Raw genomic sequence first — 22,031 nt, 5'->3', positions numbered from 1 at the left:
CGGCCGGTGGGACCGACACTGCGGATCAGGCGGCGCGACCCAGATACGCCTCGTGCAGGATCTCCGGCTCGTCGCGCAGTCGCGTCGCCGGGCCCTGATACGTCACGCGGCCGCCGGCGACGACGAGCGCGTCGCGGGCGAGGCCGAGCGCCAGGTTCGTGAACTGCTCGACGAGCAGCACGCCGACGCCCGACGCGGCGAGCGTCTGGACCATGGGCAGCAGCCGGGTGAACACGACCGGCGCGAGGCCCAGCGACATCTCGTCGATGAGCAGGAACCGGGGCCGCGCCGCGAACGCGCGGGCGAGCACGACCATCTGCTGCTCGCCGCCGGAGAGGAGCGCCGTCGGAGCGTCCCACCGCTTCTCGAGCTCGGGGAAGTGTTCCAGCGCGGCGCGGGCCTCGGCATCCGTCCGTGCCGTCAGCGAGAGGTTCTCGCGCACGGTGAGCGAGGGGAAGACCGCACGGCCCTGCTCGATGTGCACGATCCCGCGCCGTGCGCGCTGCACCCGCGAGAGCTTGCCGATCGGCTCGTCGCCGATCAGGATGCGGCCGTCGGTGTGGGCGATGACGCCCGAGACCGCCTCGATGAGGCTCGTCTTCCCGGCGCCGTTGGGCCCCACGAGGGCCGTCACCTCGCCCGGGTGCACCTCGAGGCTGACGTGGGAGATCACCGGACCGGCGCCGCGGCTGACGGTCACGTCGTCGAGGATCAGGGGCTCATCCATCACAGCATCTCCGTCTCGCCCATGTAGGCCTTCATCACGGCGGGGTCGTCGAGCACCTCGGCCTGCGGCCCCGAGGCGAGCACCTTGCCGAAGTCGAGCACCGTCAGCCGCGGGCACACCGACCGCACCAGGTCGAGGTCGTGCTCGATGATCACGACCGAGATCCCGAAGCGCTCCGGCAGCTCTCGGATGCGCGTGGCGAGCGCCAGGTGCTCCTCGTGCGAGAGGCCGGCGGCCGGCTCGTCGAGCAGCAGCAGCCGCGGCCGCGCCAGCACGTGCGCGGCGACCTCGACCAGACGCCGGGTGCCGACGTCCACGCTCGTGAGCCTGGTGTGCGGGCTCGGGCAGCCGAAGAACGCGAGAGTGCTCTCCACGTCCTCCCGGTCGAGCCGGCGCCGCGCCACGAAGCGCACGTAGGCGTCGACGGTGAGCAGCGGCGGCACCCGGTCCTGCTGGAAGGTGCGGCGCAGCCCGCGACGCGCCCGGGCGGTCGGGTCGAGTCCGGCGAGGTCCTTGCCGTCGAGCAGCACGCGTCCGGTGTGACCGCGGAGGAATCCGCTGATCGCGTCGACGAATGTCGACTTGCCGGCGCCGTTCGGGCCGATGAGGCCCATGATGGAGCCGGCCGGCACTTCGAGCGAGACGTCGTCGAGCGCCTTGAGGGCGCCGAACGTGACGGTGAGCCCCTCCACGGTGAGCACGGGCGCGCCGGTCGCCTCGGCCGGGTCAAGCGTGGCGACGGTCGTGGTGGTCACCGGGTCTGCGACCGGGATGGTGCCGTCGACGAGCGCGGGACGGGCCGCGCGCCGCTTGTCGGCACGCCGCCACCAGAGGTTGCGCACTCCCTGGCCGAGGTTTGTGCCGCTCGTGAGGGCCTGCACGCCCATTACGCCGAAGATCACGAATCCCCAGTTCTGGTCGATGCCCCAGCGCTTGAGCAGCTCCGGCACGAGCACCCACAGGATGCCGCCGAAGATCGCCATGTCGATCAGGTGGGCGCCGCTCATGATCGCGAGGACGTACAGCGCCAGCGACTGCAGCGGTGTGAAGCTCGCCGCGAACGGCAGGCCGACCTGGCCGGCGAGGAGACCGCCCGAGACGCCGCCGAGGGCGGCCGAGACGGCGAACGCCGTGAGCTTCGCGGTGCGCACGCTCTGACCGGATGCGGCGGTGCCGCGCTCGCTGAACGCCACGGCCTTCCAGCTCGACCCGGTGCGGCCGCGCTGCAGGAAGAACACGATGAGGCCGCACACCACGAGCACGATGATGCTGAGGAAGAAGAACGACCGGTCGGACGAGAAGGCCTCGGGACGCTCGACGCTGGTGCCGTCGGCGGAACCCGGGAACTGGATCTGCACGAGCGTCACATCGGCCGCCGCGGCGAAGCCCAGCGTGACGACGGCGAGGTTCACTCCGCGCAGCCGCAGCGCGGGCAGTCCGACGAGGATGCCGGCGACGCCCGCGGCGGCGGCGCCCAGGACGAGCCAGACGAGGAATCCTCCCGGGGCGCCGATGACGTTCAGCCCGGCGACGACCCAGGCGCCGATCGCCGCGAACGTGAGCTGGCACAGCGCGATCATCCCCGCGGACCCGGTCACGATGCCGAGGCCGAGGATCGCGATCGCGGCGGTGACCGCGCTGACCGCGAGGAACACGAAGTAGCCGCTGAGACCGACGCTGAGCGCGTAGCCGACGGCGATCCCGACGATGCCGACCGCGAACGGCCAGGCCGTGCGGAACCAGGTGCGCTGCGTCAGCGCGGGGGAGTTGTCAGCGTGCGGCATCCCACACCTCCTTGCGCTGCGTCCACAGGAGCAGCACGACGATGAACACGAAGGGCAGGAAGTTGCGGATGGCGGAAACCTGGCCGATCTGGGCCACGAGCCCGCCGAGCATCCCGAGCACGAGGCCGCCGACGACGGCGAGGTCGAGGCGCTTGAACCCGCCGAGCAGGGCGGCGGCCGCGGCCGGAACGATGAGCATCGACAGGCTCGTCGCATCGTTCGACTGCGACGGCGCGACGATGATGATGACGATCGCGCTGATCACGCCGGTGACGAACCACACGGCGATCGACAGGGGGCGGGAGCGGATGCCGAGCAGCTCCGCCGTCGTGGGCCGCTCGCTGAGCGCCCGCAGCTGCGTCCCGACTCTCGTGCGCGCCAGGAGCATGTGCACACCGATCGCGACGACGATCGCCAGCCCGACCGTGGCGGCGGTGACCTGGCTGATCACGACGCCGCCGATGCTGAACGCGGGTCCGGCGATGATGGGCGAGAACGGCTGCGGCTTGTTGCCGAACAGGATGAACGACAGCGAGATCAGCAGCAGGAGCGGCCCGACCGTCATCGCCGAGCGGGTCGTGACATCCGCCTCGCTCAGCCAGGTCGCGGCGACCCATCCGATCACCGCCGACAGCACGCCGCCGATCAGCACGCCGATGACCGAGCCCAGCCAAATCGGCAGCCCGGCGGTGATGACGAGCCACACCGCACAGAACGCGCCGAACATGCCGGTCGCCGCCTGGGCGAAATTCACGACGCGCACGAGCCGCGACATCAGGGTCAGGCACACGCCCAGCACGGCGTACAGGCCGCCGGCGGCGAGGCCGGCGAGAGCCCCTTGGATCATGTCGTTCCTCTCGGGAAGGGGGGTGGTCCGGCGCGCGCCGCCGGACCACCCGGTCTCACTTGCCTGCGGGGATGCGGAACCAGTCGTCCGCGATCTTCTCCCACTTGTGCGTGCCGCTCTTGAGCACGATCGGCCAGCCGGCCGTGTTGTCGACGCCGAACGTGTACGGCGTGCCGATCATCGGGTTCTCGATGGGCTTCATTCCCTTCAGCGCCTTCGTGACCGACTCGCGGGTGATGTCGCCCTTCATCGTCTTCAGCACGGCGAGGAAGTGCTTCGCGGCGAGGAACCCGCCCTGGCTGAACGCGGTCAGCGGGATGTTGTTCTTCGTCATGAGGTCACGCCATTCCTTGTTGATGTCGTTCTCCTCGGTGAACGGGTAGAACTCCGCCGGCACATAGATGCCGTTGCCCGCGTTGTCGATCGCCTTCGCGAAGTTCTCGCTGTAGACGCTCGTCAGATACAGCCACGTCACGTCGTTCCAGCCCTGTGCGTTGGCCGCCTTGACCTGGCCGATCGCGTCGGGCTCGACCGGGTTGATCGCGAGCGCCTTGCAGCCCTTGTCGCGCGCCTTGACGATGTACGGCGTGTAGTCGCTCGCGCCGTACGGCACGGTGTCGTCGACGTACAGCGGCTTCTCGCCGGTGATCTGCGTCCACCGGTCGATCGCCGCCTGATACGTCGGCCGGGTGGAGCCGGCGATCTCGAGCAGGATGCAGATGTCCTTGAGCTTCAGCACCTGCGTGCCGTACAGCAGCGTCAGGGTCATGTCGTTGAACGGTCCGACGTTGGCCGGCGAGATGTTCTCACTGTCGAAGCATCCGGTGTCGACGCCGATGCCGGGGATCGAGAGGATGCCCTCCTGCTTGTAGTACTTGGCGTTGAGCTCGCACTCGATGAGGCTCGCCGAGCCGACCATCGCGACGGCGTTGTCACTGCCGACGAGCTCGCGGGCGTTTGCGGTGGCGGTCGCCGGGTCCCCCTTGTCGTCGAGCGCCTTGTAGTCGATCTTGCGCCCGTCGAGGCCACCGGCCTCGTTGAACGCGTCGAACACCGCCGCCGCGGCCTGCGACGCCTCGGGGAACGTCGCGGGGCCGCTCTTCGTGTTCACCGATCCGACGACGATCGGACCGTCGCCGCCGCCCGAGCCCCCGGCGCAGCCGCCGAGCGTGAGGGCACCCGTGACGACGAGGGCCGCCACGGCGAGGATCTTGCTGTTCTTCATGCGATTCCTGCCTCTCGATCACGCCGCACCGCCGTGGTGCGACGAGGATGCCGGAGCATTCCCGGCGGGTGTGTCAGTCGTGCAGAGCCCGGTTCACGAGCTCGGTGTCGCAGAACTGCTCGAACTCGGTCACCTTGCCGTCGGTCAGCCGCCACACGTGCGCGACGCGGGCCGCGAAGAAGCGGCCGGTGCCGCGATATGTGCCGGAGTAGGTGCCCACGCCGACGACGACCTCGCCCGCGTCGAGCACCTCATCGATCGCGACGGTGTAGTCGTCCCACTCCTCCTGGATGCGGCCGAACACGTTCTCCGCGACGGCCTGCGGACCCACGTAGGTGCCCGCGTAGGGGAAGCCGGCGGCCTCGGTCCAGCGGATGTCGTCGGCGAAGGGCGCGAGCATCCCCTCCAGGTCGCCGCGGTCGCTGGCGGCGTAGTGCTCGCGGATGATGTCGGCGTTCGTCATGGTCTCTCCGGGGTGTCAGACGGGCTGGGCGTCGGGGTAGGCGACGGCGCCGAGCGGGTAGATGTGGCCGCCGGCGCGCGAGTGCTCGCTGCGGCCCTCGCCGGTGAGGCCCAGGAACACGCCGGTGGTCATGAGCTGGTAGCCGAGGTCGTGCAGCCAGACGCTCGCCACGGCGATCCGGAACTCGCGGAAGCAGAACAGGTAGAGGCCGTCGGCGAACTTCCACACCGTGGACAGGTCGGTGTCGCCGTGTCCGCGCTGCACTCCCTGCAGGCACTGCCACGAGTAGCGCTGGCTCGACAGGTACACGTGCTCGTAGAGGTGGTGCGGGCTGTACCGGTAGATGTTCCGCTTGCCGATGAGGTCGCGGCTCGGCCCGGGGACGTCGCCGGTCGGCTCGCCGGCGTCGGTGACGCCGGCGAAGAATCGCTGCGAGACCTGCGGCGTGCCCTCGACGGCCTCCTCGGCGATGTGGGAGACGACGGCGAGGGCGCGGTGGGTCGTCGTCGAGTAGACGATCGTGAGGGCCTCCCGCTCGACGCTCGTGCGCGGGAGGTTGACGAAGATCACGTCGTCGCGCACCGCGACGGCGTCGTACGGGTCGGTGGTGTCGGCGGGGACGTCGATCGCTCCGCTCGCCTGCCAGGTCACGGCATCCTCATCGAAGGAGAGCCGGATGACCGAGTCGTCGTCGAGCGTGATGGTGAGGGCGGTGCCGGACAGCGACGTGTTCGGGAGCCGGTAGGTGTCGATGCCGGCGGCGAAGTCGTCGTACGTGCGCCATTCGTCGAGCGCCGGGTCCTGTGCGATGTCGGTCATCGGGTCTCCTTCGTTGTCGTGCGCGGGTCGAGGACGGCCTTGATCACGCCGTCGGCGCGTGCGCCGATGAGGGCGAACGCGTCGGCGGTCTCGTCGAGGCCGAAGCGGTGGGTGACGAGTCGTTCGAACGGGAACTCGGCACGTGCGAGCTGCGCGATGGCGGGTTCGAATCCGCCCGCCGACAGGAAGCTGGGCAGGATGTCGGGCTCGCGGGTGAGTAGCTCCTCGTCGGCGAGGAACGTCACCGGCACGGCGGCGCCGCACGCGCCTGCGAGCACGACGCGGCCGCCGCGGCGCACGAGCCGCACGGCGTCCTGCTGGGCGGCGGCGACTCCTGCGATCTCGATCACGACGTCGGGGCGTGTGCCGCCGCACGCCGCGACGACCGCCGCGGTCAGGTCGGATGCGGCGCGGCTGTTGACGACGGCGTCCGCGCCGAACGAGCGGGCGAGCTCGAGGCGCTCGTCGCGCGTTCCCACGACGACGACACGCGCCGCGCCCGCGGCCCGCGCGGCGGCGGCGACGAGGATGCCGACCGGACCCGGGCCGATGACCACGACGGTGTCGCCGGATGCTACGCGCCCGCGGGCGATCGCCCGGTGGGCGACGCTGAGCGGCTCGACGAGCACCGCGCGCTCCCACGGCATGTCGGCGGGGAGGCGGTGGATGATCGCCTCGGCGGGCGCGTGCAGGTACTCGGCGTAGCCGCCCCACAGGCCTGGCGCGACCGTGCGCGGGATGTTGACGCCGTACTGGCGTCCGCGCTCGAGGCCGGTCGCCATGTCGTCGTGCTCGCAGAGGTTGTAGCGGCCCTCGCGGCAGCGCGCGCAGGAGCGGCACGGCAGCAGCATCTCGACGGCGACATGGTCGCCGACGGCGAGACCGCGGGAGGCGGCGGCGCGCTCGCCGAGCGCGGCGACCTCGCCGACGAACTCGTGCCCGGGGACGAGGGGGAAGGGGTCGCCGATGTGACCGGCGAGCAGGTGGAGGTCGGTCGCGCAGATGCCGACGAGCGCGATGCGCACGAGAACGTCGTCGGGCCCCGGCTCCGGGACTGGGGCGTCCTCGAGCACGATCCGGTCCCGGGCCGGGAACACGACCTGGCGGGTGGAGGCGGCGACTGCAGTCACGACGGCGAGACTCCTTCGGCGGGGCGCGGCTGCGGTGCAGCGCCCTCGAAGCCCATCGTTCGCCGCGGGTCACCGGCGGCTCAAGACGCGCCGGTCGATCCCGCGCCGAGAGTCATCCTCCGTGCCCTCGAAGGCAAGAATCCCCTCCGCCCCGCGCGGATGCTGCCGCGTTCGCGCGAATGCTGCTGCCTTCGGCCGGCGACGCGGCCGTCGCGCGTGCGACGCGCCCGCCGCTCGAGTAATCCGCCGCTCGTTCGAGTGACGCGCCCGCCGGTCAAGTCCCGTCGCGCGAGTGCTGCAGCATGCTGCTGTTGCGGCAGGTTTCGCCCTGGTGCGCCTCGCTTCTGCTGATGCGGCAGAGAAAGCTGATGCGGCAGAGAAAGACGGCAGCATCAGCGGAATCCTGGCGCCCCAGGCGCCGGGGCCGCGCTCAGCGGCGGCTCGATGAGACGCGCCAGTCGCTCGAGTGACGCGCCCTTCGCGCGAGTGCTACAGCATGCTGCGGTTGCGGCAGGTTTCGCCCTGGTGCGCCTCGTTCCTGCTGATGCGGCAGAGAAAGACGGCAGCATCAGCGGAATCCTGGCGCCCCACGCGCTGCGCGCCCGTGGGGCGCGACGGCTAATGAGAAGCGCGGTAGTCGCTCGGCGAGATGCCGTAGGCGGCCTTGAACGTGCGGCTGAAGTGCGCGGCATCCACGAAGCCCCAGCGGGCGGCGATCGCGGCCACCGGCCGGTCGGCGTAGAGCGGATCGATGAGGTCGCGGCGCGACTGCTCGAGGCGGCGTGTGCGGATCCACGTCGACACCGTCGTGCCCTGCTCCTGGAACAGTCCGTGCAGGTGCCGCGTGGAGATGAAATGCGCCGAGGCGATCGAGGCGGGCGACAGGTCGGTGGAGGCGAGGTTCCGGTCGATGTGCGCACGGATGCGTTGCATGAGCGCGCGGTGCGGATCAGCGCCGACATCGTCGAGGCCCAGCTCGCGGGTGAAGACCGTCGTCACGAGGTCGAGCGCGCTGTGCGCGAGCCGGGCACCCGTCGTGCCGGCGAGCTGATCGAGGTTCGCCGCGAGCTGCGTGAGGTACGGGCTCACGACGGCGCCGATCCCCTCCGAGCCCGAGATGCGCACCGCGGTGAGCTCGCCGACGAGGTCGGCCGGCAGCGTGATCAAGTGCCGCGGGAACATCACGACCATCGTGCGGAAGTCGTCGTCGAAGACGAGCGAATAGGGGCGGCTCGTGTCGTACACGGCCAGGCTGCCCGGCTCGAGCACTGCCTCGCGCCCGTCCTGGATGAGCAGGCCGGTGCCGGCAAGCATCAGGCTCAGCTTGAAGAAGTCGCGGTCGCCCCGGGCGATGAGCTCGGGCGTGCGCTCGACGGCGTGCGGCGTCGCGCGTAGATCGGTGACGTGCACCTCGTCGACGCCGGCGCCGCGGATCATGCCGCGGAACCGGTCGGGATGGTCGCTCGTCACCTGCAGCGGCACGAACGAGTCGCTGACGGCAGCGCGGAACTCGCTGATGTTGCGTGCGACGGTCGTCGCAACGGTTTCGGGTCTGATGGTCGCCGACACGGGCATCGTCACCTCGCACTTTCGGACCTGCAGGCATCATATACGATTTCCCGCAGGGTGGCGAGGGATGCCTGACCCGCCGATGCCGGCGGGCCAGGCGCGGGCTCAGACCGCCGTCGCGGTGAGCACCCGAGGGCTGCCCGGCACGTCGATGTAGCCCGTGAACGCCCATCCCGTGTCGGCGAGCCACTGCTTCACGGTCTCCTCCGGCCACACCACGGTGCCGTCGAAGTTGAAGTACTCGGCGGCGTGCCGAGCGTCCAGGGCGCGCTGGGTCGGCAGCGAGTCGAGGAAGAAGTCGAACAGCGCGAGCGTCGCCCCGGATGCCGCGGCCTGGCGCAGGTGCGTGAGGATCTGCCGGTTCTCCTCGTCGCCGAAGCGGTGGATGACGTGCACGGCGAGCACGAGGTCGTGGGCGCCGCCGGGAGTGGCGGTGAGCGTGTCGCCCGGGTCCACCGTGATCCGGTCGGACAGGCCCGCTTCCGCGATCGCCTCGGTCAGCATCGGCGCGGAATCGGCGGGATACACCATGCGGCTGCGCAGCGCGGGGTTGCGCTGTGCGAGCTCGATCGACCAGCCGGCCGTGAAGCCGCCGAAATCGAGCACGTTGGTGAAGCGCGACGCGTCGAACACCTCGCCGAAGAAGCGCGCGTGCAGGCCGTTGTACTGCATCACGCCGGCCATGAACATCGCCCAGCCGGCCTCGTCGAAGTCGAGCGTGCCGCCCTCGTCGGTGTCGACGGTGCGGCGATAGTGCTCGAACGCGGTGAAGCTGCCGAGTTCGAGGAAGTTGAGGAACGCCCCGAGGTCGCGCTCCCCGCCGGTGAGGTACTCGGCGGCGTCGTCGGTGAGCGTGTAGCCTCCCTCGGCACGCTCGAGGAGCCCCGACGCGGTGACGCCGTCGAGCAGGATGCGCACCTGCCGTTCGGGGTGCGACGTCGCCGCGGCGACCTCGGCGGGGGTGCGGGCGCCGTCGGCGATCGCGCGGAAGACGCCGATGCGCGCGGCGTTGAACAGCTGCTTGGACGCCATGTAGCCGGTGGCCACGTCGAGGATCCGGTCGGGGTGAATCGTCATCGAGTTCTCCTGGGAAGGTCGGTGAGCATTTACTCTACAAGTGTGGAAAATAACTCGTCAACCCGACAGGATGGGGTCATGACCTCTCCGCTGATCACCTCCACCACGTTTCCCGGCGCCGATCCGGTGCTGCTCATCCACGGCTTCGCGTCCGGCGGCCGGGCCGACTGGGTCGAGACCGGCTTCGTCTCCGCGCTCGCCGATGCGGGCCGCGGCGCGATCGTCGTCGACCTCCCCGGCCACGCCGGCGGCGCGGCCCTCGAGCGCGGCGGGGCCGTGACATCCGACCTCGCACGGGCGCTCGCCGACACGGCCGGGCCCGGTCCGTTCGATGTCGTCGGCTATTCGCTCGGCGCCCGCCTCGCCTGGGCCGTGGCGGCCACCGGCCGCGTCCGGCGGCTCGTGCTCGGCGGGCTCAGCCCGATGGACCCGTTCGCCGGCCTCGATGCCGACGCGTTGACGGCCGTCGTCGCGGGGGAGCGGGCTCCCGCCGATCCCCTGCAGGGGATGTTCGCGCAGATGCTCGCTGCGCCGGGACTGCGGGCGCCGAGCGTGATCGCGCTCATGGAGGGACTGGGTGCAGAGCCCTTCGACGCCGCCGTGGATGCGCCCGCCGTGCCGACGCTTCTGCTCGCCGGCGTCGACGACCCGATGTCGCAGGGCGTGGAGCAGCTCGCCGCCGCCGTGCCGGGCGCCCGGCTCCAGCGCGTCCCCGGCGATCACGAGGCCGCTCTCGCTTCGCCGGAGTTCCGCGACGCCGCCATCGGATTCCTCACCGCCGACTGAAGCGGTATTGTCTACGGTCGTATAATAAAAATCCGGGTCATCGCCGACCCGACGCGAGGGGAGTCGAAGATGAGCAACCGCACGGTCCTGATCACCGGGGGAGCCGGCGGCATCGGCCGCTCCCTCGCCGCCGCCTTCCGCGCCGCCGGCGACGGCGTCGTGCTCGCCGACCTGCCCGGCGAGAACCTCGACCGCGCGGGCGCCGAGCTCGACGTCGCGACCGTCGCGATCGACATCACCGATCCCACGGCCGTCGCAGCGGCCGTCGCCGAGGTGGCAGCGGCGCACGGGCCGATCGGCGTGCTCGTGAACAACGCCGGCATCCTGCACCTGCACGGCGACGTGCTCACCCTGCCAGTCGCGGACTACGAGGCCACGATCCGCGTGAACATCCTCGGCACGTTCACGATGACCCAGGCCGTCGCGCGGCACATGACCGAGGTGGGCACGAAGGGAGCGATCGTCAACATCTCCTCGATCGGCGGCCGGCAGCCGACTCCCGGCATGGGCGCCTACGAGAGCAGCAAGGCGGCCGTCGATGCGCAGACGCGCTGGGCGGCGATCGAGCTGGCGGCCCACGGCATCCGGGTCAACGCCGTCGCGCCCGGCCCCGTCGACACCCCGATGATGAAGGCCGGGATGCCGGAAGGCTCGCCCGAGCGCTCCGCGTGGATCTCACGCATCCCCCTGCGCCAGATGGCCGACCCCGACCAGGTCGCGGCGGCCGCGGTGTTCCTCGCATCCGACGGCGCCGTCGACATCACCGGCGTGAGCCTCCCCGTCGACGGCGGCCAGCTGCTGGCCTGAACCATCCCCGAAGAGAAAGGGCTCGCGATGACGCTTCCCACCTCCACCCGCGCCGCCGTGCTCACCGAGCACGGCGCACCCCTCCAGCTGCAGGAGCTGCCGCTGCCCGCCACGCTCGAGCCGGGCGCGGCGCTCGTGCGCCTGGTCTGCTCGACGCTGTGCGGCACGGACATCGAGATCTGGGAGGGCCGGATGACCTTCCCCGGCATGCTCCCGATGGTGCTCGGCCACGAGATGGTCGGCGAGGTCATCGCGACCGGCGAGGGGGCGCACGACGTGCTCGGTCGACCGCTCGAGGTCGGTCAGCGCATCGGCTGGTCGGAGTCGGTGTGCGGCCAGTGCTACGGCTGCACGGTGCTGCGCGAGCCGGTGTTCTGCGAGCGTCGCGGCTACGGGTTCCTGCAGCGCAGCGATGTGCCGCCGTACGCCACCGCCGGCCTCTCCGAGTATGCGTACGTCACGCCGGGTGCGCAGAAGCTCGTCCTACCCGACGAGGTGAAGGACACCTGGGCGGCGATGGCCGGCTGCGCGGCGAAGACCGTGCTGCGCGGTTTCGACCGCGCCGGGGGGATCCGCGTCGGCGACACCGTCGTCATCCAGGGATCCGGTGCTCTCGGCGTCTTCGCCACCGCGGTCGCGAAGATCTCCGGAGCGGCGAAGGTCATTACCGTCGGCGGCCCCGACGCGCGGCTTGAGACGGCGCGGCGGTTCGGCGCCGACGAGACGGTGAGCATCGCGCTCGGCAGCGAGGGCGTCATCGACGCCGTCCGCGACCTCACCGACGGCGTCGGCGCGAACCTCGTCGTCGACCTGGCGGGCGCTCCGAGCGTCGGTCCCGAGGCAGTGCAGATGGCGGCCGCCCGCGGCACGTTCGTGGTGATCGGCTCGACCGGCCCGGTCGGCGAGCCGTTCCCGCTCTCGGCCGTGATGGGCAAGGAGCTCACGATCGTGGGATCGATCAACGGGGATGCGTCGGACTACGCGCACGCCATCGACTTCTTCCGGGCGTTCGCCGACCGGTACGACTGGGACGCCCTCTTCGGCGAGCCGGTGGGACTGGCCGACGCATCCGCCTGCATCGCCCACATGCACGAACAGACCGAGCTCAAGGCCGTCATCGACCCGCGCCTGGGCTGAACCGGAAGGAATCCGCCATGACCACCGTTCCCCGTCGCGCCCTCGGCGACTCCGGCATCGAAGTGCCCGCGCTCGCGCTGGGCTCCTGGCACACCTACGACCGGATGGACTTCGAAGACGCCGTCGAGCTCGTCGGCACCGCGCTCGATCGCGGCGTGAACCTCTTCGACGTCGGCGTCTACGGCGTGCCGGGGATGCGTCCCCCGGCCGTCACCGACGTGCTGTTCTCGGCGATCATCCGCGCCGTCGGCGCACCGCGCGAGTCGTGGCTGCTGAGCGAGAAGGTGTGGACGGATGCGTATGACGACGGCTTCGTCGGGCAGCTGGAGCATGCCCTGTTCCGCGTGGGCGAGGAGCGGGCCGACCTCGTCGTGCTCGGCGACATCCACCGCGACGACATCACGATGCACGACATCGCCACGGCGATGCAGGAGCTCGTCGACCGCGGCCTGACACGGGCGTGGGGCGTGAACAACTGGTCGGCGGGGAACATCGCCGAGCTGCGCCGCATCGCTGCCGACGAGGGTCTCGTGGCGCCGTGCTTCGCACAGCTGAAGTACTCCGTCGCGCGGCGGTCGATCCCGGACGGCGCACCGTTCGCCGCGCTGTTCGCCGACGGGTTCGCGTTCGAGGCGTCCGACTGCCTCGAGGGCGGGTACCTGTCGGGCAACGCGAAACCCGACCGCGAGGTGGGCCGCGACCCCGGCGATGTCCGCAAGAAGATCCTCGCCGCGCTTCCCGAGTACGTGGCGCTCGCCGAGTCGCTCGGCACGACGCCGGCGCAGCTCGCGATCGCGTTCACGCTGACGCATCCGGCGAACGCCACGACGCTGTTCGGTGCGACGAAGCTGAGTCAGCTCGACGACAACATCTCCGCGTTCGACCTGGTCGAGCGCATCGGGGCCGAGGCCCTGCGCGAGGCCGTCACCCCGTTCTGGGTAGACAAGGACGTCGTCGACCCCGAGGGTCCCTGAGCTGCGCCCCTGCGCCGGGCTTGTTCGGGCTCGGCGCAGGGGCGGTGGTTCAGTGCTCGCAGGTGCAGGCGGCGCCGGTGCCGCAGCATCCGTCCGCCTGTGCGTGCGCCTGGCTCGACTCCGGCACGTCCATCGCGGGGTTCACGTCGAGGAACCCGTACGGCTTGAACCAGAATCCGGCGTAGTCCACGGGCATGATCGGCCAGTCCTCGGGGCGCGGGATGTGCGTGAGCCCGAACGTGTGCCACAGGACCAGGTCCTCGCCGTCGATCGACCGGTCGCCCGCCGAGTACGCGGGCAGCCCGGCGCCGCCGGCGTGCCCGTTGGGGTAACGGCCGCCCGGCCAGAGCTGCCCGGGCTCGTACGCCGTCGCCCAGACGTGCTTGGTCGCGAACGCCGCCCGCGCGGCGACCGACGAGGCGGGATCCGCCATCAGCAGCGCGGTCGGCTGCGGCACGAGCTGATACGCCGTGGGCCGCCCGACGTGATTCGTCTTCGACGCCGACTGCACCTCCCAGACCCGGGCGACGGATGCGTCGGCCTCGCGCTGCGCCTCCTTCTCGGTGGCCAGCACGGTCTCGTTCCACGTGAACGCGTTGCCGAACGGGTTCTGATCGCCCATCGGGATCCGCGCGGCGTCGACCTCGACGAGCCGGTTGTCCTCGCCGTCGACGGCGACGTCGAGTCGCGCGCAGAACAGGTGCTGGTGCACCGGGGCGAACACCCCGGGGGCGATCTCGCGTGCGTGCGGGTTCGCCGACCCGGGCTCGCCCGCGCCCACGAACACGATGCCGGTGGCCTTCGCCTCGACCTGGATGGAGCCGTCGAGGTAGAAGTACCAGTAGAAGCCGTAGTCGTAGTTGCCGATCGTGGAGAAGTACGAGACGACGAGCCGCCGGGAGCGGCGCACGTGGGCGCCGACCGGGCCCATCTCGGTGTGCTTCCAGCCGATGCCGTAGTCCTCCTCGTGCATGCACACGACGTTGGGGATCTGCACGGCGTGGCCGTGGTCGTCGGCGACGTAGCCGTCGAAGTAGTGGATGACGCCGAGGCAGTCGCAGCCGAGCTCGAGGTGATTGGCGTTCTTGCCGAGGAGGTACTCGCCGGCGTCGAAGTAGCTGATCCAGAAGCGGGTGGGGGAGGTGTCGCCGTACGGCACGACCATCTCGGGGATGCTCGCGCGGGTCAGCACCGGGCGGTCGTCGAACCGCACGTCGCCCAGCACGAGGCCCTCGCGGGCGTTGAACCCGACGCGCAGCGTCCAGTTCTCCCACGTCACGTGCGACCCGTCGACACGGAAGCTCGGGCCCTCGGGCTGGGTGATCTCGATGGGCTTGAGCGAGGTGCGGGCGGGACCCACGGCGTCGGGCGTGTACTTGCCGCTGCCGGCCGGCACGGGGACGTCGCCCTCGTCCTCGATGCCGATCACCTCGTTCGTCACGAGGTCGATGTGCACGATGAGGCCCTCGACGGGATGCGCCCACGGGATGTCGTCCTCCGTGTCGCGCAGGAACGTGAGGGAGCGGATGACGCGACGCCCGACCTCGTTCTCGCGGCCGACGAAGCCCGGAGCCAGGGGTGAGCAGAACGCGAGCTCCATCCGGTCCTCCAGGCCCCGGCGGCGCATCGCCGCCTGCCACTGCGGCGAGGCCTTGACGATCTGCTCGGCCCGCTCGTACTCCTCGAAGAGGTACTGCGGCTGACCGTACGGATGCTGGGCCGCGGGATGTTCGCGCCGGGAGACGATCTCGCCGCGGGTGATCGAGACCACGACCTCGGTCACGGCGCCGGTCGCCGCATCCAGCAGCGTCACGTCGACCCGGCGGTCGATGTCGTCGCCGGGCGCCCATTCGGCGAGTTCGTCCTTGGTCGGCTCGTCGGGCAGGAGCATCGGCACGCGCACCGTGTCGCCCATCAGGCCGGCGTCGGCGAGGATCTCGCGAGCCCGGTCGATCTCGGTGCCGGTGAGCGGATCGAGCGGATGCCGCGCCGTGGTCTGGTCTGTCTCGAGCGTCGTCGTCGGCTCGGCGTGTTCGTGCGCCATCGCAGTCTCCTCCATGGTTCTCCTCCAGTCTGCGCGCGATGCGGGAGGATCGGCTTGCCCGTGGATGCACGCCTCGTGCGCGGCGCTGAAGGTTCAGTCTACAATTGTAGAAGGAACTGAGGATGCGAATGACCCCACCCGACCTCCGTGGCGCCGAGGGCGCCGAACCGCGCGGCTACGAGGACTTCGGCGGCACGGTGGCGCCCCGCTCGTCGCAGTCGAGCCCGTCGTGGACGCCCCCGCTGCGCGCCCGGGAGGGCGCCCCGAACGTCATCGTCGTCCTCGTCGACGACATGGGGTTCAGCGATGTCTCGCCGTTCGGCGGCGAGATCGACACGCCGGCGGTGGCGGCGCTCGCGGCCGACGGCTACCGGCTCAGCGGATTCCATGCGACGCCGCTGTGCTCGCCCTCGCGGGCCGCACTGCTGACCGGAGCGAATCCGCACCGCGCCGGCTTCGGGCTCGTGGCGCACGTCGACCCCGGATATCCCGGGTTCCGGATGCTGCTGCCCGATGACCTGCCGACGCTCGGTGAGTCGTTCCGGCACAACGGCTATGCCACGTTCATGGTCGGCAAGTGGCATCTGACCCGTGAATCGCTGATGCACGATGGGGCCGACCGTTCCTCCTGGCCGGTGCAGCGGGGATTCGACCGGTACTTCGGCGGGATGGACGGATTCACCACGCTCTATCACCCGCATCGGATCGTGCGCGACAACTCCCCGGTGACGGAGCCGTTCGCCGACGACGAGTACCTCACGGACCGGCTCACCGACGAGGCGCTCGCGATGATCGACGCGCTGCGGGCGAACGACGCGGACAAGCCGTTCTTCCTGTACTTCGCCCATCACGGCGTGCACGGTCCCGTGCAGGCGAAGCCCGCCGACATCGAGAAGTACCGGGGCCGCTACGACGCCGGCTGGGACCGGGTGCGCGCCGCGCGTTTCGCGCGGCAGCAGGCGGATGGCCTCTTCCGTGAGGGCGCCGCACTGTCGGCATCCGGCCCGGAGCACACGCTGGGGGTGCCGGCCTGGGACGAGCTGGGCGACGAGCAGAAGGAGCGCTTCGCGCGGCATATGGAGGTGTATGCCGCTGCCGTCGACGGCGTCGACCAGTCGCTGCGGCGGATCGTCGCGCGTCTCAAGGAGCTCGGAGAGTACGAGAACACGATCATCGTCTTCACGAGCGACAACGGCGGCACCGGTGAGGGCGGGATCGAGGGCACGCGCAGCTACTTCAGCAGGTTCGTGCAGATGGCCGGGCTGCCCGACGACTGGGTCGCCGACGTGCCGCGGCCGCTGGACGAGCTCGGCGGTCCGCGGGTGCACGGGCACTATCCGACCGGGTGGGCGCATGCGTCGAACACGCCGTTCCGGTACTACAAGGGGTCGGTGCACGAGGGCGGCGTGCATACGCCGCTGATCGTGTCGTGGCCGGCCGGGCTTCCGCGTGCGGCGGGCGACGACGGCGTGCGCCGGCAGTTCGGCTACATCACCGACATCGCTCCGACGCTGCTCGAGCTGGCGGGGGCGCACCGGCCCGAGACGCTGCGGGGAGCGGCGGTGGCACCCGCCGACGGGACGAGCCTGGTGCCGGTGCTCCGGGGCGGCGCCGGGGCGCCGCATCCCGAGCAGTACCTCGCGAACGTGGCGCAGCGCGCGTACTACGCCGGGCGGTTCAAAGCGGTGGCGCCCGTGCTGCATGAGGATGACGCGACGGGGTGGGAGCTGTACGACATCGAGGCGGACCCGGCGGAGACCCACGACCTCGCGGCGGAGCATCCGGAGCTGGTGGCCGATCTCGCCGAGCGCTGGCGGCAGGCGGCGTGGCACAACACGGTCTTCCCGCTCGCCGACGACGCCTCGATCTTCGCACAGCGGCCGTCGACCGACCTCGAGTATTCGCAGCCGGTGACGATCCGGCCGGGAACGCCGACGCTCGAACGGTGGCGGTCGTCGCGGCTGGTCGGGCTGCGGTCGTTCGTCGTCGAGGTCGAGCTCGACGGGAGCATCGGGGAGGGCGTGCTGTTCTCGCACGGCGACCAGGGCGGGGGATACCTGCTGTACGCAGACGGCGGCGTCTTGACGCTGAGCTACAACGCGTACGGCGTGATGCACCGGGTGAGCACAGAACTGGCCGCTGCGCGGCGCATCGTCGCGCGGTTCGACGCGCTGCTGGATGTCGCATGGAGAGTCGCTGTGGAGGTCGACGGGATGCCGCTGCTCGCACTCGATCGGGTCCCGATGCTCGTCGGGATGGCGCCGTTCACGGGGATCAGCGTGGGCTTCGACGGGGGTGGGCCGGTGGACTGGGAGCTTCACGCCCGTCGCGGCCGATTCCCGCACTCGGGGTCGCTGCGGCAGGTGCGGTACGTCCCGGGACCTGTCGCGGAGTACAACCGCGAGGTGATCGTGGCGATCGACGACGTGAGTGCGCGCCTTCTGGATTGACGCTTCCGAGCAGTCCTCGGGTGGGCGTCACTCTCGCGCCCAGCGGGCGAGGGCGGCGATCGGCTCCCGGAGGGCGAGTCCGCGGTCGGTCAGCGCGTAGGCCCGGGTGTTGTGCCGGAGGGGCAGTCGGGAAAGGATGCCGGCCGCTTCGAGTTCGCGCAGGCGCGTCGCGAGGATGTTCGTCGGCGCTCCGAGTTCGCGCTGCAGATCCCCGTAGCGCTGGGGGCCGTCGAGCAGCCGCTCCACGATGAGGAGCGCCCATCGTGCACCGACGGCGTCGAGCGCCGCGGCAAGGTCGCTCACGCCGATGTGGCGGTGTCGGGCTTCATCCAGAACGGCGAGTAGTGGTAGCCGTCGGGGTCGTCGAACTGGCGCTGGTACATGAACGGGTAGTCGTCGGTGTCGCCGATCCGCCCGCCGGCAGCGGCGGCGCGCTCGACGAGTTCGTCGACCGCCTCGCGGCTGCCGAGGTCGAAAGAGACGGTGACCTTGGATGGGGTGTCGGGCCGGCCGACCACCGCCTCGACGCCGCCGACGCTCGCGTACATCTCATAGCTGCCGAGCATGACGTACTGCTCGGGTGCGATCGCGAAGCAGGACACGTTGTGGTCCGACATCTCGGCGTTGAGGGTCCAGCCGAGGGCCGTGTAGAAGGCGGTCGCGCGCTCGACGCTCTCGACCGGGCAGGTGATGAAGAGGCTCATGGGCTAACACTTGCAAAATGCAAGTGCACTGTCAAGGCCTCATTGCGAGGAAGGTCTTGCTGCCGGCTGCCGGCTGCCGGCTGCCGAATGCGGATGCCGCTCACCCTGCACGACCGTGCCTGGCGGCTCACGCCTGGGGAGAGGTCCGCGGTCTCACGTCGCGGAGGCGAGCCGTGCGGACGATGCCCGCCGCGCCATGGGGCAGAAACTTGCCCATGATCCCCGCTGTGTCGGAGGTCAGAAGGGTGCGGGGTCGCGTTCGAGTGCCTCACGCATCGCGTGTCCGTGTTTCGGGTCCGGGTCGAGCAGCGCGGCCATCTGGAATCTCACGGTGCCCGGTGGTCTCGTGAGGTGGGTGCGGCGGGTGGGCGCGGTCCACCGCAGGATGCCGCCGCCGAGCTGCTCCACCGACCAGTCCGTCTCGTGCTTGACGGTGTGATGGCGTTTGCACAGGTGCTCGAGATTGCACAGGCAGGTGGGCCCATTCTCCGTATATGCGATGGTGTGGTCGATGTCGCATTTCTGGGCGGGACGGCGGCATCCGGGGAATCGGCATTGCCGGTCCCGCACCTGCAGGAACAGTTGCTGCCGCTTCTTCGGCCGGTACCGGTCGACGCTGATCGGCACCCCGGTGGACGGGTCGGTGAACACCCGCACCCAGCCCGGCGCCGCCCCGGCGAGCTGCTTGGCGGTGTCGTCGTCGATGGCCCCGAACCCGGCGACCGCGGCCCCACCGATTGTCGTGCCCGCGAGGGTGGTCGCCGGGACTGTCACTTGCACGGTCGGGGCGATCGCACCGAGCGCGTCTCGGGCTTCGTCGGTGGCGCCATGCGCGTCGGGGACGCTGGTCAGCAGCAGGTCGCAGAACACGTCCGCCATGATCTGCGCCTGCGTCCGCTCATCGAACACGCGCGCCTCGGCCGCAGCATCGGTGGTGTCCGCGTGGCCGACTGCATGGCTGCCATCCGCGCCGCTTGCCACACGGGCGGCATCCGCGTCGCCGTCCGCAGCCGTGTCACCTGCGGCGGTCGCAGCGTCACCGGCCTCCGTCGTGGCGCCGCGGGCGTCGGCCATCGCCCTCGCATCTGCTTCCGCTTCCGCCTTCGCAATGGCGGCTGCTTCCGCTTCGGCCTTCTCTGCCTCGTTCTGTGCGCACAACTCGGCGGCCATGTCCCGCAAACGGTTGAACAGCCCCACCCCTTGCGCGGTCGGGACGTCGGCGGTGATCCGGGACAGGCCCGGCTCCAACTCGCGTACGGTCACCTTGCGGCGTTTCACCGCTTCCCGCACCCGCTGCTCGGTGCCTTCCGGATCCAGCCGCTGCACCAGCCCGTCCAGCACGGGCCGCAACTGCCCGGGCGTCATCTCGGCGGCCATGTCCAACGCGACAGCCTCGTATTCGCGGCGGACCGTGTCATCCTCGATCACCGCACCGGTATCGGCGATCACGGTCGCGTGCTCCGGGGAGATCCGCCCACAGGAGGCGTCACACAGGGTCTCGTCGAACTGGTGCGTCAGCGTCCACGCGAGCGACACCTTCCGCGCCACCTGCCACTCACTCAACCGCAACTCGGCGGCGACCTCGGCGAACACTTCCCGCATGCCCAACTGAGACGCCTTCGTGATCGACCCATTCCGGGCGCCCCGCTCCCGGTCCCGACGCTCCACCACCCCGGCGACACGTTCGAAGAAGAACATCTCCGCCGCGAACGCCGACGCCGCCCGCTCCCGACAGTGCGAGAGGTGATCGACGATCTCATCCAACTCGGAGATCACCGGAGACAGACCCGCGCTCGGTGTCGACATCGGTGCCACCTCCTCGTCGGATAATTTCTTTCGATACTGCCATGGTATCGAATATGCATACGGATTTCAAGGGCAAGCGTGCCTTCGGCGACCGGTCTCTCTGATTTGACAGACCGCCACTCCACGCCCGCTCAGGCAGGCGTGGCATCGCTTCCATTTCGCATGAATCCGCCTGATTCACACGATCCCTGCGCGCTAGATTCACGTCCATCCGGCGAGTTCATGTGAAATCGGCGAACTCAGGTGCCTCGTACGTATGGACGATTGCGGCACAGCGGCGCGGCGTGCCAATTCATCCTCAGGTGGGCGCCACCCGCATGTCAGAGCCACCCTCCCACGCATCCGCCTCGGCTCGCCGCGACGTCGCAGCACAAGAGCCCTGCCGCTCAGACCGCCGAAGCCTCCTCTAGCGCGCGCGACGCGGGGCGCACGGCGAACCACGCGATCGCCGCCGCCACGACCGTCGCAGACGTCATCACCACCGCCATAACGAGCGCCGTGCTGCCGTGCAACGCGGCGAGCGGCGCGACCAACGGACCGGCGGTGAAGGTCCCCACGCCCAGCAGCGCGGCCGCCGTGCCCGCCCGGGCGCCGTGGCCGGCGAGCGCGAGGGTCGAGCTGTTCGGGCCGCCGAGGCCGACGGCGAAGAGGTAGATCGCGAGTGCGATGAGAACGCCGACGAGTCCCGCCCCGCTCAGGGCGAGCACGAGGAACACGACGGCGCCGCTCATCGTCGTCAGCATCCCGGCGAAGTACATCCGCCGCGGACCGACGCGGCGCACGAGCACCCGGCTGAGCTGACCGCCGCCGATGTTCGCCAGCGCGTTCGCGGCGAACACCAGGCTGAACAGCTGCGGCGTGAGGCCGTATTCGCCTTCCAGCACGAAGCTCGACATCGACAGATAGGTGAAGAACGCGATGCCGGCGATCGTGCTGGCCGCCAGCACTGCGACGAACAGCCGGTCGGCCAGCACGGTGCGAAGCTGCCGCGCCGTCTCGGCTGCACCGCCGCCGTGCCGGGCATCAGCCGGCAGTGTCTCGGGAAGGAGGAACACCGCCACGCACAGCAGCGCCACGCCGAGTCCGGCGAGCACGCCGAACACCCCGCGCCAGTCCATGAACGTCGCCAGCTGTCCGCCCACGAGCGGCGCGACGATCGGCGCGGCGCCCGAGACGACCATCAGCAGCGACAGCATGCGGCTCAGCTCGGCGCCGCTGAACATGTCCCTCGCCACCGCGAGCGCGATGACGAGTCCCGCCGAGCCGGCGAGGCCCTGCAGGAAGCGCGCGGCGAGCAGCACCTCGATCCCCGGCGCGAGGGCGCACACCACCGAGAGAACCGCGAACGCGGCGACCCCGACGATGAGTGGACGCCGACGACCGAACCTGTCGCTGAGCGGACCGGCCACAAGCTGCCCCAGTCCGAGGCCGATCATGCACGCCGACATCGTCGCCTGCGCGAGCGCGTCGGAGGTGCCGAGGCTCGCCGCCAGATGCGGGAGCTGCGGCATGTAGACGTCCATCGACAGCGGACCGAACGCCTCGAGCACCCCCAGGACGAGCATTGCCCGGACGACGCCCATCCGCGCCGGTGCCCGGCCGGCGCGCATCCGCGCCGACGGCCGGCGCCTCATCCCGCCACGCTCATCCGTCGAGTCATCCCGCCACGCTCATCCGCCGAC

The 22,031-nt window shown here is 70.6% G+C and carries 19 protein-coding genes; 5 read left to right on the top strand and 14 right to left on the bottom strand.

Annotated features, from left to right (window positions below; all coding sequences use genetic code 11):
- Window positions 1-25: 25 nt before the first annotated feature.
- The 9 genes from AC3RX1_RS01355 to AC3RX1_RS01315 form a co-directional block, all read right to left on the bottom strand.
- Window positions 26-727, bottom strand: a complete 702-nt coding sequence (locus tag AC3RX1_RS01355) for an ABC transporter ATP-binding protein (protein WP_491499430.1) — start codon at window positions 725-727, stop codon at window positions 26-28.
- Window positions 727-2,511, bottom strand: a complete 1,785-nt coding sequence (locus AC3RX1_RS01350; RefSeq protein WP_491499429.1) for a branched-chain amino acid ABC transporter ATP-binding protein/permease — start codon at window positions 2,509-2,511, stop codon at window positions 727-729. The genes AC3RX1_RS01355 and AC3RX1_RS01350 overlap by 1 nt, the downstream gene beginning before the upstream one ends.
- On the bottom strand, window positions 2,498-3,358 hold the full coding sequence (locus AC3RX1_RS01345; protein WP_491499428.1) for an ABC transporter permease subunit: 861 nt from the start codon (window positions 3,356-3,358) through the stop codon (window positions 2,498-2,500). Before AC3RX1_RS01345 ends, AC3RX1_RS01350 begins: the two co-directional genes overlap by 14 nt.
- A 55-nt stretch (window positions 3,359-3,413) precedes the next feature.
- The gene (locus AC3RX1_RS01340; RefSeq protein WP_491499427.1) at window positions 3,414-4,583 is read right to left on the bottom strand and encodes an ABC transporter substrate-binding protein; all 1,170 of its coding nucleotides are present in this window, start codon (window positions 4,581-4,583) and stop codon (window positions 3,414-3,416) included.
- Window positions 4,584-4,656: 73 nt separating this feature from the next.
- Window positions 4,657-5,046, bottom strand: a complete 390-nt coding sequence (locus tag AC3RX1_RS01335; RefSeq protein WP_491499426.1) for a nuclear transport factor 2 family protein — start codon at window positions 5,044-5,046, stop codon at window positions 4,657-4,659.
- Window positions 5,047-5,061: 15 nt separating this feature from the next.
- Window positions 5,062-5,865, bottom strand: coding sequence for a MoaF C-terminal domain-containing protein (locus AC3RX1_RS01330; protein WP_491499425.1), 804 nt, complete (start codon window positions 5,863-5,865; stop codon window positions 5,062-5,064).
- Window positions 5,862-6,995, bottom strand: a complete 1,134-nt coding sequence (locus tag AC3RX1_RS01325) for a zinc-dependent alcohol dehydrogenase (protein WP_491499424.1) — start codon at window positions 6,993-6,995, stop codon at window positions 5,862-5,864. The genes AC3RX1_RS01330 and AC3RX1_RS01325 overlap by 4 nt, the downstream gene beginning before the upstream one ends.
- A gap of 618 nt (window positions 6,996-7,613) precedes the next feature.
- Window positions 7,614-8,570, bottom strand: a complete 957-nt coding sequence (locus tag AC3RX1_RS01320) for an AraC-like ligand-binding domain-containing protein (RefSeq protein ID WP_491499624.1) — start codon at window positions 8,568-8,570, stop codon at window positions 7,614-7,616.
- 99 nt (window positions 8,571-8,669) lie between these two features.
- A complete protein-coding gene (locus AC3RX1_RS01315; RefSeq protein ID WP_491499423.1) occupies window positions 8,670-9,641 on the bottom strand; it encodes a methyltransferase family protein in 972 nt (323 codons plus the stop codon).
- Between the two features lie 78 nt (window positions 9,642-9,719).
- Here AC3RX1_RS01315 and AC3RX1_RS01310 point away from each other — a divergent pair, with 78 nt between their 5' ends.
- From AC3RX1_RS01310 to AC3RX1_RS01295, 4 genes are all read left to right on the top strand, one after another.
- Complete coding sequence (locus AC3RX1_RS01310; protein ID WP_491499422.1) at window positions 9,720-10,427, top strand: alpha/beta fold hydrolase; 708 nt, start codon at window positions 9,720-9,722, stop codon at window positions 10,425-10,427.
- Between the two features lie 69 nt (window positions 10,428-10,496).
- The gene (locus tag AC3RX1_RS01305) at window positions 10,497-11,234 is read left to right on the top strand and encodes an SDR family NAD(P)-dependent oxidoreductase (protein WP_491499421.1); all 738 of its coding nucleotides are present in this window, start codon (window positions 10,497-10,499) and stop codon (window positions 11,232-11,234) included.
- A 27-nt stretch (window positions 11,235-11,261) separates the two neighbouring features.
- Window positions 11,262-12,371 carry a zinc-binding dehydrogenase gene (locus tag AC3RX1_RS01300; protein WP_491499420.1) on the top strand — a complete coding sequence of 370 codons (1,110 nt, stop codon included), beginning with the start codon at window positions 11,262-11,264 and terminating at the stop codon, window positions 12,369-12,371.
- 17 nt (window positions 12,372-12,388) lie between these two features.
- Entirely contained in the window at window positions 12,389-13,345 is a 957-nt protein-coding gene (locus tag AC3RX1_RS01295; RefSeq protein ID WP_491499419.1) for an aldo/keto reductase, read from the top strand.
- A gap of 49 nt (window positions 13,346-13,394) precedes the next feature.
- On the opposite strand, the gene AC3RX1_RS01290 is transcribed toward AC3RX1_RS01295, so the two are convergent.
- Entirely contained in the window at window positions 13,395-15,389 is a 1,995-nt protein-coding gene (locus AC3RX1_RS01290; RefSeq protein ID WP_491499418.1) for a primary-amine oxidase, read from the bottom strand.
- A 128-nt stretch (window positions 15,390-15,517) separates the two neighbouring features.
- Here AC3RX1_RS01290 and AC3RX1_RS01285 point away from each other — a divergent pair, with 128 nt between their 5' ends.
- Window positions 15,518-17,839: an arylsulfatase gene (locus AC3RX1_RS01285; protein WP_491499417.1), complete on the top strand. Its 2,322-nt coding sequence runs from the start codon at window positions 15,518-15,520 to the stop codon at window positions 17,837-17,839.
- A 27-nt stretch (window positions 17,840-17,866) separates the two neighbouring features.
- On the opposite strand, the gene AC3RX1_RS01280 is transcribed toward AC3RX1_RS01285, so the two are convergent.
- From AC3RX1_RS01280 to AC3RX1_RS01265, 4 genes are all read right to left on the bottom strand, one after another.
- Window positions 17,867-18,142 (bottom strand): winged helix-turn-helix transcriptional regulator, encoded by a 276-nt coding sequence (locus tag AC3RX1_RS01280; RefSeq protein WP_491499416.1) that lies wholly within the window; start codon window positions 18,140-18,142, stop codon window positions 17,867-17,869.
- Complete coding sequence (locus tag AC3RX1_RS01275) at window positions 18,139-18,543, bottom strand: VOC family protein (protein ID WP_491499415.1); 405 nt, start codon at window positions 18,541-18,543, stop codon at window positions 18,139-18,141. The genes AC3RX1_RS01280 and AC3RX1_RS01275 overlap by 4 nt, the downstream gene beginning before the upstream one ends.
- 237 nt (window positions 18,544-18,780) lie before the next feature.
- Complete coding sequence (locus AC3RX1_RS01270) at window positions 18,781-20,241, bottom strand: HNH endonuclease signature motif containing protein (RefSeq protein ID WP_491499623.1); 1,461 nt, start codon at window positions 20,239-20,241, stop codon at window positions 18,781-18,783.
- A gap of 494 nt (window positions 20,242-20,735) precedes the next feature.
- Window positions 20,736-21,983, bottom strand: coding sequence for a multidrug effflux MFS transporter (locus tag AC3RX1_RS01265; protein WP_491499414.1), 1,248 nt, complete (start codon window positions 21,981-21,983; stop codon window positions 20,736-20,738).
- Between the last annotated feature and the right edge of the window lie 48 nt (window positions 21,984-22,031).

It is taken from the genome of Microbacterium altimontanum (genome assembly GCF_058349865.2).
This window is presented reverse-complemented; position numbering and strand designations above follow the sequence as displayed.